The following is a 16,182-nucleotide window of genomic DNA, read 5'->3' on the forward strand; positions in this document are numbered from 1 at the left end:
CCTGATCAGTTCTTCAGTTTAATTGGTTTTTTAATTAGGTAGTTTATTTAATTTTGTTTTAAGATAGTTCTCGGCTTTACAGCCTCTTTGTGTACACCTTTCTTTATCATCAGGTCTAATTATGTCTCAGGCGAATGCCACTTCTTTAGCGCTTTCATCTCCAACAGAAAATAAAACGAGTGAATCAGGCCAACTTAAAGAGTTTCGCACTCCCCCACACAATTTAGCTATTGAACAGGCTGTTCTAGCAGCCCTGATGACAGTTGCCGAATCTTTCGAACAAGTTAACGATGTACTCAAAGAAAATGATTTTTACGCGACTCGCCATAAATATATTTTTCGTGCAATCGAGAAATTAGCACAAGAAAACTCACCCTATGATGCTGTCTTAGTAAGTGACTGGCTCTTAAAACAAAATTTACTTGATGCTATCGGTGGCGAAGAATATTTAATGCAGCTCATGGCTGACTCACCTTCAAGTTTCTATAACTTAGAAACTTATGCCACTAAAATTAAAGAATTTTCTACGCTTCGTAGCATGATTAAAGTTAGTACTGAAATTTTACAAAATGCTTATGACACGAAAGGCCGCGGTGTTAGTGAAATTTTAGACTTAGCTGAAACAAGTATTTTCTCATTAGCAGAACAGCACAATAACAATAAAAAAGATGCTGGTCCTAAATCTATTAGTTCTGTTACCGCAGACGTAATTAGTAAGCTTGATGAGCTTTCAAAATTAGATGGCAATATTACAGGTTTAACGACAGGCTTCTTAGAACTTGATAATAAAACATCTGGTATGCAACCTGGTGACTTAATTATTGTTGCTGCACGTCCATCGATGGGTAAAACTACTTTTGCCATGAATCTGGTTGAGAGTGTTTTGCAATATAATAAGTTACCTGCTCTGGTCTTTTCAATGGAGATGCCAGCAGACTCGATTGCGATGCGTCTTATTTCCGCAATGGGTAAAGTCCATCAAGGACATTTACGTTCGGGGAATTTAGATGCAGATGAATGGACCAAGGTGACTGGTACAATTTTGCAGCTTCAGCAAATGCATTTGTATATTGATGACTCATCAGCCCTACCTCCAACTGAACTTCGTGCCCGTGCTCGTCGTGTTGCCAAAATGCATGATGGTAAAATCGGTTGTATCATGGTCGATTACTTGCAGCTCATGAAAGTCCCAGGCATGGGGGATAACCGTGTAGGCGAGATCTCGGAAATTTCACGTAGCTTAAAAGCATTAGCGAAAGAGATGCAATGTCCTGTTATTGCACTTTCCCAGCTTAACCGAAGTCTGGAAAACCGTCCAAACAAACGCCCTGTAATGTCCGACTTACGTGAATCCGGTGCGATCGAGCAGGATGCCGACTTAATTATGTTTATTTACCGTGATGAGGTTTATAACAAAGAGTCAAAAGAAGCCGGCACTGCAGAAATTATTATTGGTAAGCAGCGTAACGGTCCAATTGGTTCAGTTCGTCTTGCTTTTGAAGGTCAATATACTCGATTTAGTAATCTCTCTCCTGAGTATTACAGCCAATATGATGATGAAGAATAAGCTCTATCTCTAGCCCAAAGGAGTAAATGAGGGTGCGCCAAGCAACAGTTTATATTGACCGCAATGCACTTCAATATAACTTAAACCGTGTCAAACAACTCGCAACAAATTCAAAAATTGTAAGTATGGTAAAAGCCAATGCTTATGGACATGGAATCAAAGACTGTTTAGCAGCCTTAAATGCATCAGATGCCTTTGGTGTCGCCTGCCTACAAGAAGGTTTAGAAATTCGTGAATTAGGATTTCAGCAGCCTGTTACTTTAATTGAAGGGGTATTTTGTGAAGATGAAATGCCAATTGCAATTAAACAAAAATTTGAATGTGTCATTCACCATCAACAACAGTTTGAATGGTTGATTAAACACAAACAAGCGTACATCGATCAAGGTTTAAAAGTCTGGGTTAAACTTAATAGTGGGATGAACCGGTTAGGTTTTAAAAATCCAGAAATTATTGAAGTTATTAAGACTTTAAAATCTGAAGGATTTACTTGTGTACTTGCAATGCATTTCGCAAATGCAGATGTAGACCATCCACTTAACGAGCAACAAAAACAACAATTTCTACAAGTTAAACAAGCTTGTGATCCAGTTTTAGCTTCTTGCTGTAACTCTGCTGCTATTTATAAATGGCCAGAGTTACATTTTGATTATGTTCGTCCGGGTATCATGCTTTACGGCGCCTCGCCTTTTGCAGATCAAACAGTTCATGATCTTGACTTAAAACCAGTGATGACTTTTTCAGCAGAAGTGATTGCACTCAATCATATTCAAACTAATGAACATGTCGGTTATGGATCAACTTTCTGCGCTACGCAAGCAATGGATATCGCGATTGTTTCTATAGGTTACGGTGATGGTTATCCACGAGCTTATATTAAACAAAACTATGTCGCTATCGATAAACAACCCTGTGCGGTTGTAGGGCGAGTGAGTATGGATATGATTGCAATCGACGTGACAGGCATGCAAGTAAAATTAGGCACTCCTGTTGAACTCTGGGGTCCGCATCGCTTAGTTGATGATGTTGCGGATGCAAACGGAACGATAGGATATGAATTACTCTGTCGATTAAGCAATCGCCCCACTCGTAAAAGCACTTAAATAATAAAATATAAAAAAATCCAAGCATGCTTGGATTTTTTTATGTAAAAATTCAAAATTTATCGCCAGTAATCATCTGTAGGCTTTGGCATTTCCTGTAATCCCCGACGAAGAGTATCTGACCATTGTTTACTAATCTGTGAGAAATAAGGATCATCTTCAGTTATTCGTTTTCCCATAGGGATAACAAAGCTATCTTTAATGTATACCAATGCATCAAGTGGTAAGCCAACCGAAACATTTGAACGCAAAGTCGAATCAAAAGAAATCAGGCTACAACGTAATGCGTCGTCTAGTGGCATTGCATAATATAAAGCTCGATCCAGAATAGGCTTTCCATATTTACTTTCACCTATTTGGAAATAAGGTGTATCTGTAGTTGCGCAAATGAAATTGCCTTGTGGATAAACATTATAAAGTTGCATGTCACCACCCTTAATCTGCCCACCCACCAAAATACTACAGGCATAATTCATTTGTTCTTGGGTATCCGAACTAATATCCTCTAAAACAGTTTTTAAGGTTTTACCAATTAGTTCAGCCGCCTCAAACATCGTATTAACACTATATAGATTAGGCTCTTGCTGCAAAGTCAGGGCATTTTGTAAATGACCTATAACAGCTTGCGTTGTTGCTAAGTTACCTGCAGTTTGCAAGGCAATAAAACGTTCTCCGGTAACGCCGAAAGTATGCAGTTTTCGGAACACAGAAATATGGTCAACTCCTGCATTGGTTCTTGTGTCACTAATAAACACTAAACCTTGTTCCAATCTTAACGCACAACAATAGGTCATTTCATTCTCTTTACATTCAACATGCCAACACTTGAACCACAGACATCATGTTCTCAACTCCACCTTGCTCTCTTACGCCACGAATAGGTGCCACATCGAGATAGTCACGTCCTACTGCAAGGTAGATATGATGTTTGGGTGTAAACAACTGATTGCTTACATCAAAACAATACCACTGATTTTCTAAAAATACCTCCGCCCAAGCGTGACTGGCCAGGTGCGGATAGTTTTGGTCAAATAGATAACCAGAGACATAACGTGCAGGTAATTGTAGCGCACGACACATCGCAATTAAAATGTGAGCATGATCTTGGCATACACCTTGACCCGCATGAAATGCTTCAATCGCAGTTGTCTGAACCGAAGTACTCTCAGGCTGATAAAGTATTTTGTGCAAGATATATTCGCTTAATAACGCAATATGCTGTCGGTCCTTGACCACTACAATATTTTTGGCAAAGTCCAACATTTCCGAATCACATCGAGTTGCACCTGTCATCTGCAAAAACAAATTGGTAGGTGTAGAGAGATTTACACAACCTAGTTCTACATTTTGAAGCTCAACAATTCCTTGGGCCATAAATGTAAGATGTTGGTATGGATAACGCTGACTAGCCGTCATCCATACATTGTTAAATATATCTCTCTTTATTGTTTTATCACCCGGCACGCTAATTGCCCAATTCATAACATGTTGGTGAGGCGATGTTTGAGGCATCATTTTAATATACTGAATGCTGTTCCGAGCAGTTTCAGTATAGCTATAATGCGTTTGATGATTAACCATCAATTTCATAATCAGCCCTCAAACATATTTTCCAACTGCTGTGTAAAAGTATAGTAAGCGTCCCACGTAAGTTGCTGCTTTAGTGCTTGCCAATTTTCATCTATATTTTCCCACTTCAAATTAGCGAGCTGTTGCACCACAGTATCTAGCTCTGATATGAGAACAGATAAATCTTCTCCAAAACGCAGTTCTATATCAAATTGCTCTATTTTTTGGCCTAAATACAAAAATAAACGAACATCTTCATGTTCCGCTTCTAGTATTTGTGTGCATTGTTCGACCACTTTACTCAATGCATCAGGTTGAGCTTGAAGCGTATTAATCACATTATTTAATTCTGCATAAGCATGTGATGACAAAATACCTCTTAGTTCCTGAATATTATCTTTAGCAATAATGAGCTGGTTCAGTAATGAAAATGTTTGCTTCTTGTCTAACATATAGTGATTTAGTAATTCAGCATTTTCTATGACCAAACCAAATGCTGTTGCAAATCTTGTTGCTTTCTCATCTTCTATAAAGGGTAAATGAGAGGCTGCAAATTTAACTCGCATCAAATATCGACCCAACCAATATATTTGATGCGCACTCGAATTGAGTAAAACCATAAAGTTCCTCTTTAACCCACAATCAGGAATGTAATGTTTCAACAACCCATGTATCTTTTATACCGCCACCTTGAGACGAATTTACAACTAAAGACCCCGCCTGCATGGCCACACGTGTTAAGCCTCCAGGCACAATCTCTGTACGATAAGGTGAACTCAATACAAATGGACGCAAGTCAATATGACGTTCCGCTACTCCGCCTGTTGTTAAAGTTGGAGCGACAGATAAAGCCAAGGTAGGCTGTGCAATATACATATGAGGCATCGCAATCAATTTTTTTCTAAACTCATCAATTTCGCATGAGCTTGCTTTAGGTCCAATCAACATACCGTATCCGCCCGAACCTTGTGCTTCCTTAACGACTAATTGATCAAGATTAGAGAGTACGTAATCTAAGTGTTCTTCTTTACGGCACTGATAAGTGGGTACATTTTTTAGGATTGGTGTCTCATCCAAATAATATTGAATCATTTGGTCTACATAAGGATAAATAGATTTATCATCAGCCACGCCTGTTCCAGGTGCATTTGCAATTACCACATTTTTCTGCAAATAAGCAGACATAAGACCTGCTACGCCTAAAGCACTGTCTGGTCGAAATGCTAAAGGATCTAGAAAATCGTCATCTAAACGGCGGTAAATTACGTCTACTTTTTGACGCCCACGAATAGTTTTGACAAATACTTGATCATTTTCTACAAATAAATCTCGATTTGTAACCAATGGCACATCCATTTCACGTGCTAGAAAAGCGTGCTCATAATAAGCACTATTAAAACGCCCTGGTGTTAGCACCACAATAAAAGGTTGATCTGCAGAAGAATTTTCTTGCAATATTTCTTTTAAAAGTTTTGGATAATGCTCAATCCCCTGTAAATTATTAGCTGTACATAGCTCAGGCATTAATTTCTGGCTAATATTTCGGCTCTCAATCATATAAGACACCCCAGAAGGTGTTCTCAAATTGTCTTCTAATACAAAAAACTCCCCTTCACCATCACGGATAATATCGATCCCACTAATTTGTGAATAAATTTTTCCTTTTAAAGAATGTTTAAGCATATGGGGTTGGAAAGCATCATTTCCCATAATTTGTTCTTCGGGAATGATTTGTTCTTTTAAAATATGCTGTCCATGATAAATATCATCTAGGAAATAATTTAACGCTTTAACACGCTGTGCACAGCCTGAGGCAATTTTTTCCCATTGTTTTTTCTCGATAACTCTTGGAATTAAATCAAAAGGAATAGTGCGCTCCGTTCCTTCTTTATCACCATAAACATTAAAAGTAATCCCATGATAAAGAAAATGCTGTTTCGCTTGGGTATTTAACTCCTTTAACTCATCTAAAGTACGGATGCTCAACCATTGTTCAATTTTTTTAGAAGCTGCACCATTTGACGTTACATCATCAAGCATCTCATTAAAGAACTGTGATTTGAGTTGCTCAAAGAGATTGGTTTGCACAGAAATATGTTCTAAAAAAGAGGTTGGGTTAATAAGTGCTGTTGTTGTCTGCTCTTGTATAAAAAAATCATTATCTAGATGTAATTCATGCTCTTGTTCTGACATAACCACCTCGTCTTATCATTTATCTATATTTCATTTTTAAATAAGCAATTTCAGTGCCACTTATATATCTGTAATACTTATACGGCATCATTGTTATAACTTTCTTCTAAATCTTATCATCGTTTACCCAATGGGCTATAAACTGAATCTGACAAACTTGCTAAATCTGTAAAGATTTTTTATTGTGTTGACACCAAAGCAATTGGATATAGATGTATTACGCTTATGTCTGTAATAGAAAAAGAAACTTCGAATAGTTTATATCGCCAATGGCAGATCTTGTCTCGCCTACCGACCGGCAAATGGATCGGGACTCGAGAATTACAAGAAATGCTTGAGCGTGAAGGTATTGATATTAGTTTAAGGACTATTCAGCGTGACTTAAATCAAATTGCTCAGCGTTTTCCGATAGAGAGCAATAAAGCCGTACCTCAAGGCTGGCGGTGGCAATCCGATGCACCTATTCAAAGCTTACCTCACATGACAAGTTCTCAAGCGGTAACCTTTATGATGGTTGAGGAGCACCTTAAGCACCTCCTTCCTCCGAGCCTGCTTGATGAGATGGGACCATGGTTCGATTTGGCCAAACGTAGTCTCTCTACTCAAAATAATGTGAGACAGTGGATTAACCGTGTACGTATTGTTCCGGCAAGTCAACCTCTTATTCCACCTGTAGTGGATCGTGCCGCTCAGCAGGCAATTTATGAAGGTCTACTACAAGACAAACAGATTGAGTGTGTTTATCGGGCACGGGTCAATCAGGGTGAAGACAGAACTTATGTTTTAAATCCTTTGGCTTTGGTACAAAAAGGTGCAGTCATTTATTTAATTTGCACACGACATGACAAAACTGAAGTACAAACATTTGCTCTGCACCGTTTTAAATCAGCAAAAGTATTAGACAGCCGAGCACTGCATCCAGTTAATTTTGATATTGATCATTATATTGATTCAGGGGCCTTAGGCTTTAGAGTGGACTATAATCAACCAACTGAATCAATTCAGCTCACCTTAACCATGACGGAACAAACTGCGAAAACTTTTTATGAAAGTCAGTTGAGTAAAGACCAAACGATTACTCCGCTTGAAGAAAATATTGTAGAAGTTTCAGCGACTGTACCTTTTACATCTCAACTAGTATGGTGGCTACGTAGTTTTGGTAAGAAATTACTGCATATTGAGCCAGTACAAGTACATAATGCTGTACGTGAAATTGAAACTGATAGTAAGTAGATATAAAAAAGAGAACCATAAGGTTCTCTTTAGATTTTGAATTATAATTTTCTTAATTTTATATTGTTCTTATTTTTTTTACTGTTTTCAGATCAATGTGTTCTCCCCCATCAAAACTGATCTGCCCTTTCTTTTGCGCTATTTTGAACATGAGCATTGGCATGCCATTTCATATCCATTGTAGCGAATTGATTTCATTGTCATGATTAAAGCCCTCTTGTTTGAACGTGAATTCAATATAACTGGCGACTTAAAATATGTGAAATAAGAAAAAAAGGAAGCAAAATCTCTTTTCTTCCTTAGGAAATTTCCATATATTTTTTGAACAGAAAATAAAAAAGCCCAGTCTTAACTGGGCTTTTTGTACATTTAAATGATTAAGCTGTTTTCTTAATCATATTGTTTTTACGAATTGTGATCATTACAAGCTGAACTGCTGCTGGTGTAACACCAGGAATACGGCTTGCTTGAGCTAAAGTTTCTGGAAGAACTGTTTTTAACTTCTGCGTGATTTCACGTGACAATCCAGACACGACATCATAGTCAAAATCGGCAGGAATTTTGGTTTCTTCAAGACGCTTTAATTGAGCAACATCTTCGTGCTGACGGTTAATGTAACCTTCATATTTCACAGCAATTTCAATTTGCTCACCCACTTGTTCTGAAACTTCAGAACCAGTAAGTTCAGCAATTTGACCGAAGGTGATATTAGGGCGCTTAAGCAAATCAATCGCACTACATTCCTTGCTCAAATCAGCACCCGTCATTTCAACGAATTTTTTACCCATAGGGTTATTTGGTGCTGCCCATAAATGTTGTAAACGAGAGGTTTCACGCTCAACCGCTTCCATTTTCTCGCAATAAGCAGCCCAACGTACATCGTCAACCAAACCAAGTTCACGACCGATAGAAGTTAAGCGCTGATCCGCATTATCTTCACGTAACATCAAACGATATTCAGCACGTGAGGTAAACATACGGTACGGTTCTTTAGTACCTAACGTAATGAGGTCATCAACCAACACACCCATGTAAGCTTGGTCACGTTTAGGCGTCCATTCTTCTTGCTCCCACGCACGGCGTGCAGCATTTAAACCTGCAAGTAAACCTTGAGCACCAGCTTCTTCGTAACCTGTTGTACCATTAATTTGACCAGCGAAATACAAGCCATTAATCGCTTTAGTTTCGAGGGTAAATTTCAAAGCTTGCGGGTTGAAATAATCATATTCAATTGCATAGCCTGGACGTAAGATATGAGCGTTTTCCATACCACGGATTGAACGTACAAGCTCGAACTGAACATCAAACGGTAAAGAAGTCGAAATACCGTTTGGATAAAGCTCATGTGTATCTAGACCTTCTGGTTCCAAGAATACTTGATGTGAGTCTTTATCAGCGAAACGATGAATCTTATCTTCGATTGATGGACAGTAACGCGGACCTACACCTTCAATAACACCAGTGTACATTGGTGAACGGTCTAAACCACCACGAATAATATCGTGGGTTTTTTCATTTGTATGAGTGATATAACAGTTTACTTGTTCAGGGTGCATAGAAGCATCACCCATGAATGACATCACTGGAGATGGGAAATCACCCGGCTGCGGAATCATGACTGAAAAATCAACTGACCGTGCATCAATACGTGGCGGAGTACCAGTTTTTAAACGTCCCACTGGTAATTTTAATTCACGTAAACGTTGAGCAAGTGCAATAGAAGGAGGATCCCCCGCACGGCCACCGCTTGATTTTTCTAAACCAACGTGGATTACACCACCCAAGAATGTACCTGTAGTCAACACAACAGTTTTAGCATCAAAGCGAATACCCATTTGGGTAACAACACCTTTAACGGTATCGCCTTCAACAATCAGGTCATCAGCTGCTTGCTGGAAAATGTCAAGATTTGCTTGATTTTCCAAAGTATCACGAATGGCAGCTTTGTAACGAACACGGTCAGCTTGAGCACGTGTTGCACGCACAGCTGCACCTTTACGCGAATTTAAAATACGGAACTGAATACCACCTTTATCGGCAGCCAGAGCCATTGCACCGCCAAGTGCATCAATTTCACGTACTAAGTGAGACTTACCAATACCACCAATTGCTGGGTTACAACTCATTTGGCCCAAAGTCTCAATGTTATGGGTCAAAAGCAAAGTCTGTCGTCCCATACGCGCAGCAGCAAGGGCCGCTTCCGTACCTGCGTGACCGCCACCGATAACGATAACATCATAAACTTTAGGATAGTGCATGAGTACAAAAACACCAGAAAAAAAAGACGGAACATTATAGCAAAATTATCTGCTTATTGATGTACATAATTACAAAATTGTCTTCACATAATTTACGCTATGCCACATGATTTGACATTTTGTTTCATGAATTCAATACAAAGTGAATGTTTTTAAAATTAATTCATCTTAGAATAAAAAATGTACAGCACTTCTATGACTTTAAAATTAACGCAACGAGAAGGAATACAAAATGAAAACGACCATGTTAAAAATCTTAACTGCATCTCTAATTTGTTTTTCAGGCGTAACTTTTACCCATGCTGCTGACACGAGCAAAGCCGAAATGCAAAAACAAATTCGAGTCTGTGCAAAAAAACAGCAAGGTGAATGGGTTTCTTACAATCACAACGGTGTAACCTTTAACGGTACTTGCCAACCAAACGAAAATGGCAAGTTACAATTTAAGGCCCCTGCCCCTTAATCTGTTTTGACATAGGTATAGAAGAAGTCATTTATTTTCTGCTATATCTCATCAGTATTTTCAAAGACGGTCCATTAAAGATGGGCCGCTTTCTTTTTTAAAATGGTCTAGTCCGCTACAATACGCCTTTAAATAAAATTTTTAGGTCCTTTTCGTGAAGTGGTTACAAATACACATTACCGTTGATCAAGAACAAGTTGAGTTCACAGAAACACTTTTAATGTCTCTAGGTGCGGTAAGCGTAACGCTGGATGATGCTGAAGATCAGGCTTTACTTGAACCATTACCGGGTGAAACACCTTTATGGAACAAAGTTATTGTGACAGGCATCTATCAACAAGACGAACAAGACCCAATTGATGTCGACACTTTAGAAGCTTTCTTAAAAGCTCAACTTCCAGATGTTCCTATGCGTCATGAAGAACTTGAAGATCAAGTGTGGGAACGCGCATGGATGGATTACTATGAGCCAATTCAGATTGGGGAAAAGTTCTGGATCGTGCCTGAATGGCTAGAGCCACCAGAAGCGGACGCAACTAACATTAAGTTAGACCCAGGTCTTGCATTTGGTACAGGTAATCACGCAAGTACTTTCCTATGCTTACAATGGCTGGGTAAAACTGACGTTAAAGATAAAATCGTGATTGATTATGGCTGTGGTTCAGGCATTTTAGGCGTAGCCGCTTTGTTACTAGGCGCTAAAAAAGTATATGCCACAGATATTGACCCGCAAGCTGTTTTAGCAACGAAACAAAATGCAGAGCTTAATGGTGTATTAGATCGACTATATGTAGGTCTTCCTGAAGAGTTTGATCAAGAATTCAAACCTAAACAAGCCGATGTTTTAGTTGCAAATATTTTAGCAGGACCTTTAATGATGCTTGCGCCTGAATTTGCAAATTTAATCAAATCTGAGGGCGAGTTCGCACTTGCTGGTGTGATTGAAGAGCAAGTTGCTGATGTTTCACGTGTTTATTCTGATTTTTTTGATATATTAGATGTCGAAAAGCGCGAAGAAAACTGGTGTCGCATTTCAGGAAAACGTAAAACAATAAATTGAGATTTTTAACTCATGAATGAAAAACAAACCCGCTGCCCTAAGTGTTTAACAGTTTATAAAGTATCTCTTACTCAATTGACTGTCGCTCAGGGTATGGTTTGTTGCCCTAAATGTAATTCAAGCTTTAATGCCCTAACCCATCTAATCAATATTGAACAGCCAGTTATGGTCAACTCAACGACTCTAGCCAATGGTTCAATGCAGACAAGATATATGACGCATTCTCACGTATTAGATATCTTTGACCAAAAAGTAGAAAACTCTAATATTGATCTTTTAACTTACCTCAACAACTTAAATTACTTTCACAACGAACCTATTAATGCTCTACCAAACCTTAATTTAGCTGAGCAAGCATCCCCACAAGAACAAGAAAACAATAAAAAGCATAGTTGGCTTTACTATACGCTCTGGAGCTCTGCCAACCTTATTTTAATTTTAGTTTTTACTTTTCAAATTCTCTGGTTTAACCCTAAGCTCATGCATGCAAGCCCAACCGTTAGCCATGCATTTAATTACGTTTGCCAAATACTACACTGCAACAAGTCAGCAGAACTTTATCAACTTATCTATATAGAAAAGTTAAAAGTCCGCAAGATCGATGCGAACCATACCCAGTTCTCAGGCATATTGCTCAACCAGAATGATAAAAGTATTGAGCTTCCTAACCTAAAGTTGATTTTTGCAACAGAACCAGACAAAACAGAGGAAATCATATTAACTCCTCAACAATATCTAGTTGAAAACCTACGGGGTATTCAACGCATTCCATCAAACACTCCTTTCCGATTCCAATTTGAGCTAAACAAAAGCAAAAAAAGGCTAGTAAATTATCGATTAGAAATTGTCCACCCCTAAAATGTAAAAAAAGTGAAAAAAAAATAAAAAAAAATGCAGTTAATTTGCTCACTTTTTCCTAGACAATGGTATGATACGCGCCACGAAAGCTTTGACTCATATACTCCTCGCTCTCAATCCAAAAAAAATACTGTTAAGCATGTGTGCTTTTCTACTTTAAGCGCATAGCCTAACTTTTTTTGTTTTTGAGGGGGCTGTAACAAATATTTAATTATTGTTACGCTTATTTTTTATTCAATACGAAGAAATATGGCAAGCTAATTGTTCTTATGTTTTAGAGTCACTGTTTTAGGATCTAAAACAGGACTCCGTATTTTTAGACCACATTTATATACTACTTTACCCAAGCTAGTATTTGATTTTCGGATTAACTCGCATGAATAGCAAATCTCCTATTTTTACTGCACAATCTGATGTTGCTCTTCGCATCCACGTGGATCGCGCAGTTCGCCATTATTTTGCACAATTGCAAGGTGAGCAACCATCTCAGGTATATGACATGGTGCTAGCAGAAATGGAGAAACCTCTTTTATCTGTAGTTCTTGAATATACACGTGGTAATCAAACGCGTGCTGCAGAAATTCTTGGACTCAACCGTGGCACTTTACGTAAAAAGTTAAAAGCTCACGGTTTAATGAGTGAATAAATGATAAAATGCTCACGACGTCGTGGGCATTTTTTTATGCTTATTGGTTTTAATCCGTAGACTTGAAATTGTTGAATTAAACATCATGACTATTAAACGTGCTTTGATTTCTGTATCTGATAAGACAGGAATTGTCGAATTTGCTCAAAACCTTGCAGCTCTAGGGGTAGAACTATTATCTACAGGCGGCACATATAAGTTGCTTAAAGATAATAATATCGCGGTTGTAGAAGTATCTGAACATACTGGCTTCCCTGAAATGATGGATGGTCGTGTTAAGACCTTACATCCAAAAATTCATGGCGGTATTCTTGCTCGTCGTGGTTTAGATGAAGCAGTTATGGAAGAACACAACATCGATCCGATTGATCTTGTTGTTGTAAACCTTTATCCATTTGCTGCAACTGTTGCAAAACCTGACTGTACTCTTCCTGATGCAATCGAAAATATCGACATCGGTGGTCCTACAATGGTTCGTGCAGCTGCTAAAAACCATGCTTCAGTAGGTATTGTAGTTAATGCTTCTGATTACGACACTGTAATTAATGAATTAAAAACTGCTGGTTCACTTTCTTATGAAACGCGTTTTGATTTAGCAGTTAAAGCATTTGAACATACAGCTCAATACGACGGCATGATCGCTTCTTACTTAGGCGCTCGCGTTGGTAAGACCGAAGGTGAAGCTGACTTATTCCCTCGTACATTCAATACTCAATTGAACAAAGCACAAGATTTACGTTACGGTGAAAACCCACATCAATCGGCTGCTTTCTATGTCGAAGCTAATGCAAAAGAAGCATCAGTTTCTACTGCAAAACAGTTACAAGGCAAAGAATTGTCTTATAACAACATTGCAGATACAGATGCTGCACTTGAATGTGTTAAATCATTCGCAAAACCTGCTTGTGTCATCGTGAAACATGCTAACCCTTGTGGTGTTGCGGTTTCTTTAGACGGCATTAAAGCTGCTTATGATTTAGCTTATGCAACTGATCCAGAATCTGCTTTTGGCGGTATTATTGCATTCAACCGTGAATTAGACGTTGCAACTGCTCAAGCAATTGTAGAGCGTCAATTCGTTGAAGTAATTATTGCTCCAAGTATTGCTGATGGCGTACTTGAAGTAACTGGCGCTAAGAAAAATGTGCGTGTTTTAGTATGTGGTGAGTTACCTGCAATTGATGCACGTGCACCGCAACTCGACTATAAACGCGTAAATGGTGGCTTACTTGTTCAAGATCAAGACTTGGGCATGATCACTAAAGATGATCTTAAAGTAGTTACTAAACGTGCGCCAACTGAACAAGAAATTGATGATCTTATCTTTGCTTGGAAAGTTGCAAAATATGTAAAATCAAACGCAATTGTTTATGCTAAAAACCGCCAAACTATTGGTGTAGGTGCAGGTCAAATGAGTCGCGTTAACTCAGCACGTATTGCTGCCATTAAAGCTGAACATGCTGGTTTGGTTGTTGAAGGTGCTGTAATGGCTTCTGATGCATTCTTCCCGTTCCGTGACGGCATTGATAATGCTGCTAAAGCTGGCATTAAATGCATCATTCAACCAGGTGGTTCTATGCGTGATGAAGAAGTAATCGCTGCAGCAGACGAAGCTGGTATTGCAATGGTGTTCACTGGTATGCGCCATTTCCGCCACTAATTTAAATTTAGTCCTCCCTAACCCTCCTTTCATTCAGGAGGGTTTTCCACAATAATGGAGCTAAACTCCACCTTGAGGAATAGAGGGGGATGAAAAGGATTAAAGTTAAGGAACAAATTAAAAATGAATATTTTAGTTTTAGGTAGTGGTGGTCGTGAACATGCTTTGGCATGGAAAATCGCGCAAGATACCAAAGTTACTCAAGTTTTCGTTGCACCGGGAAATGCGGGAACTGCAACTGAAGACAAATGCGTTAATGTTCAGCTTGATATTTTAGACAATCCTGCAATTATCGCTTTTGCTAAAGAAAATAATGTTGAACTTATTATTGTTGGTCCAGAAGCACCTTTAGTGAATGGTGTGGTAGATGCTGCTCGCGAAGCAGGTCTAAAAATTTGGGGACCAACTCAATATGCTGCGCAGCTTGAAGGCTCAAAGGCATTTGCTAAACATTTTTTAAAGCGTCATAACATTCCAACTGCTTTTTACGAAGTATTTACGGAAGTTGATGCAGCTAAAGCTTATGTTGAAAAAAATGGTGCACCAATTGTAATTAAGGCAGACGGTCTTGCTGCTGGTAAAGGTGTAATCGTTGCAATGACCAACGAAGAAGCTTTTGCAGCAATTGATGACATGCTTGCAGGCAACAAATTCGGTGATGCTGGTTCACGTGTTGTAATTGAACAGTTCCTTGCAGGTGAAGAAGCTTCTTTCATTTGTATGATTGATGGTAAAAACATTTTACCAATGGCAACTTCACAAGATCACAAGCGTATTTTTGAAGGTGACCAAGGTCCTAATACTGGCGGTATGGGTGCTTACTCTCCTGCTCCGGTGGTAACTTCTGACATTTTCGAACGTGTTATGACCGAAATCATGCGTCCAACTGTTGAAGGTATGGCTGCTGACGGACATGTCTACACTGGTTTCTTATATGCTGGCTTAATGATTGATGAACAAGGTCAACCCCGTGTGATCGAGTTCAACTGTCGTTTTGGTGATCCTGAAACTCAGCCAATCATGATGCGCTTAAAGTCATCTCTTGTTGAATTGGTAGAAGCTGGTATTGCTGGCAATTTACCAAAAGAAGCTGAATGGGATGAGCGTAAGTCAATCGGTATCGTACTTGCAGCCGAAGGCTATCCTGATAGCGTACGCAAAGGTGATGTAATTTCAGGTATTGGACAATCACCTGAAGATACTAAAATTTTCCACGCAGGCACTGCAACTCGTGAAGATGGTCACATCGTGACTTCTGGTGGTCGAGTTCTTTGTGTAACTGCGCTAGGCGACAGCGTGCTTGAAGCACAAATTAATGCACTTGAAGTATGCGGACAAGTGACCTTTACTGGTATGCAATATCGTAGTGACATTGGCTATCGCGCAATTGCACGAGAAAAAGCTGAGTAAAAAACTCTCAACTGATAAAAAGCCGTCTATTACAGAGGGCTTTTTATATTTCATTCTTATTTATCAGAAAATCTTATATAAACCCCAGTTTTTATTCACTTCCAATCAATAAGATCGAAACATGTCCACTATATTGAATATGTTTTTATTGATATGATTAGA

The 16,182-nt window shown here is 38.8% G+C and carries 14 protein-coding genes; 9 read left to right on the forward strand and 5 right to left on the reverse strand.

Features of this window, described 5'->3' with window-relative positions; all coding sequences use genetic code 11:
• Window positions 1-121 precede the first annotated feature (121 nt).
• Both dnaB and alr read left to right on the forward strand, forming a co-directional pair.
• Entirely contained in the window at window positions 122-1,567 is a 1,446-nt protein-coding gene (gene dnaB / locus J663_RS02030) for a replicative DNA helicase (protein WP_002119718.1), read from the forward strand.
• Window positions 1,568-1,599: 32 nt separating this feature from the next.
• Window positions 1,600-2,670: an alanine racemase gene (gene alr / locus J663_RS02035; protein WP_081404559.1), complete on the forward strand. Its 1,071-nt coding sequence runs from the start codon at window positions 1,600-1,602 to the stop codon at window positions 2,668-2,670.
• 59 nt (window positions 2,671-2,729) lie between these two features.
• On the opposite strand, the gene J663_RS02040 is transcribed toward alr, so the two are convergent.
• The 4 genes from J663_RS02040 to J663_RS02055 are packed head-to-tail and all read right to left on the reverse strand — an operon-like array spanning window position 2,730 to window position 6,432.
• A complete protein-coding gene (locus J663_RS02040; protein ID WP_002119721.1) occupies window positions 2,730-3,464 on the reverse strand; it encodes a proteasome-type protease in 735 nt (244 codons plus the stop codon).
• Between the two features lie 16 nt (window positions 3,465-3,480).
• Window positions 3,481-4,260 (reverse strand): transglutaminase family protein, encoded by a 780-nt coding sequence (locus J663_RS02045; protein WP_033847505.1) that lies wholly within the window; start codon window positions 4,258-4,260, stop codon window positions 3,481-3,483.
• Window positions 4,261-4,262: 2 nt separating this feature from the next.
• A complete protein-coding gene (locus tag J663_RS02050) occupies window positions 4,263-4,859 on the reverse strand; it encodes an alpha-E domain-containing protein (RefSeq protein ID WP_033847507.1) in 597 nt (198 codons plus the stop codon).
• 22 nt (window positions 4,860-4,881) lie between these two features.
• Window positions 4,882-6,432, reverse strand: coding sequence for a circularly permuted type 2 ATP-grasp protein (locus J663_RS02055; RefSeq protein WP_014207140.1), 1,551 nt, complete (start codon window positions 6,430-6,432; stop codon window positions 4,882-4,884).
• Window positions 6,433-6,657: 225 nt separating this feature from the next.
• Here J663_RS02055 and J663_RS19455 point away from each other — a divergent pair, with 225 nt between their 5' ends.
• A complete protein-coding gene (locus J663_RS19455) occupies window positions 6,658-7,665 on the forward strand; it encodes a helix-turn-helix transcriptional regulator (RefSeq protein WP_017385459.1) in 1,008 nt (335 codons plus the stop codon).
• Between the two features lie 377 nt (window positions 7,666-8,042).
• On the opposite strand, the gene mnmG is transcribed toward J663_RS19455, so the two are convergent.
• Window positions 8,043-9,923, reverse strand: a complete 1,881-nt coding sequence (mnmG, locus tag J663_RS02065; RefSeq protein WP_017385460.1) for a tRNA uridine-5-carboxymethylaminomethyl(34) synthesis enzyme MnmG — start codon at window positions 9,921-9,923, stop codon at window positions 8,043-8,045.
• Between the two features lie 232 nt (window positions 9,924-10,155).
• On the opposite strand from mnmG, the gene J663_RS02070 reads away from it, so the two are divergent.
• The 6 genes from J663_RS02070 to purD all read left to right on the forward strand — a co-directional run bounded on the left by J663_RS02070 (window position 10,156) and on the right by purD (window position 16,020).
• Window positions 10,156-10,386 (forward strand): hypothetical protein, encoded by a 231-nt coding sequence (locus J663_RS02070; protein WP_002119672.1) that lies wholly within the window; start codon window positions 10,156-10,158, stop codon window positions 10,384-10,386.
• A 154-nt stretch (window positions 10,387-10,540) separates the two neighbouring features.
• Window positions 10,541-11,446, forward strand: coding sequence for a 50S ribosomal protein L11 methyltransferase (gene prmA, locus J663_RS02075; protein WP_017480823.1), 906 nt, complete (start codon window positions 10,541-10,543; stop codon window positions 11,444-11,446).
• Between the two features lie 12 nt (window positions 11,447-11,458).
• Window positions 11,459-12,304, forward strand: a complete 846-nt coding sequence (locus J663_RS02080) for a zinc-ribbon and DUF3426 domain-containing protein (RefSeq protein ID WP_002119660.1) — start codon at window positions 11,459-11,461, stop codon at window positions 12,302-12,304.
• A gap of 376 nt (window positions 12,305-12,680) precedes the next feature.
• Window positions 12,681-12,950 carry a DNA-binding transcriptional regulator Fis gene (gene fis, locus J663_RS02085; protein WP_001086304.1) on the forward strand — a complete coding sequence of 90 codons (270 nt, stop codon included), beginning with the start codon at window positions 12,681-12,683 and terminating at the stop codon, window positions 12,948-12,950.
• 85 nt (window positions 12,951-13,035) lie between these two features.
• The gene (gene purH, locus J663_RS02090) at window positions 13,036-14,610 is read left to right on the forward strand and encodes a bifunctional phosphoribosylaminoimidazolecarboxamide formyltransferase/IMP cyclohydrolase (protein WP_025465553.1); all 1,575 of its coding nucleotides are present in this window, start codon (window positions 13,036-13,038) and stop codon (window positions 14,608-14,610) included.
• A 123-nt stretch (window positions 14,611-14,733) separates the two neighbouring features.
• On the forward strand, window positions 14,734-16,020 hold the full coding sequence (gene purD, locus J663_RS02095) for a phosphoribosylamine--glycine ligase (protein WP_002119643.1): 1,287 nt from the start codon (window positions 14,734-14,736) through the stop codon (window positions 16,018-16,020).
• Window positions 16,021-16,182: the final 162 nt, after the last annotated feature.

Source organism: Acinetobacter sp. 826659 (assembly GCF_000588515.1).
In the GTDB taxonomy this organism is placed as follows: Bacteria; Pseudomonadota; Gammaproteobacteria; order Pseudomonadales; family Moraxellaceae; genus Acinetobacter; species Acinetobacter pittii.

Excerpts from the sequence above, each read along its gene's own strand:
- dnaB (WP_002119718.1), top strand. The coding sequence starts at position 122 with ATGTCTCAGGCGAATGCCACTTCTTTAGCGCTTTCATCTCCAACAGAA.
- J663_RS02040 (WP_002119721.1), bottom strand. The coding sequence starts at position 3,464 with ATGACCTATTGTTGTGCGTTAAGATTGGAACAAGGTTTAGTGTTTATT.
- J663_RS02045 (WP_033847505.1), bottom strand. The coding sequence starts at position 4,260 with ATGAAATTGATGGTTAATCATCAAACGCATTATAGCTATACTGAAACT.
- J663_RS02050 (WP_033847507.1), bottom strand. The coding sequence starts at position 4,859 with ATGGTTTTACTCAATTCGAGTGCGCATCAAATATATTGGTTGGGTCGA.
- J663_RS02055 (WP_014207140.1), bottom strand. The coding sequence starts at position 6,432 with ATGTCAGAACAAGAGCATGAATTACATCTAGATAATGATTTTTTTATA.
- J663_RS19455 (WP_017385459.1), top strand. The coding sequence starts at position 6,658 with ATGTCTGTAATAGAAAAAGAAACTTCGAATAGTTTATATCGCCAATGG.
- mnmG (WP_017385460.1), bottom strand. The coding sequence starts at position 9,923 with ATGCACTATCCTAAAGTTTATGATGTTATCGTTATCGGTGGCGGTCAC.
- J663_RS02070 (WP_002119672.1), top strand. The coding sequence starts at position 10,156 with ATGAAAACGACCATGTTAAAAATCTTAACTGCATCTCTAATTTGTTTT.
- J663_RS02080 (WP_002119660.1), top strand. The coding sequence starts at position 11,459 with ATGAATGAAAAACAAACCCGCTGCCCTAAGTGTTTAACAGTTTATAAA.
- fis (WP_001086304.1), top strand. The coding sequence starts at position 12,681 with ATGAATAGCAAATCTCCTATTTTTACTGCACAATCTGATGTTGCTCTT.
- purH (WP_025465553.1), top strand. The coding sequence starts at position 13,036 with ATGACTATTAAACGTGCTTTGATTTCTGTATCTGATAAGACAGGAATT.
- purD (WP_002119643.1), top strand. The coding sequence starts at position 14,734 with ATGAATATTTTAGTTTTAGGTAGTGGTGGTCGTGAACATGCTTTGGCA.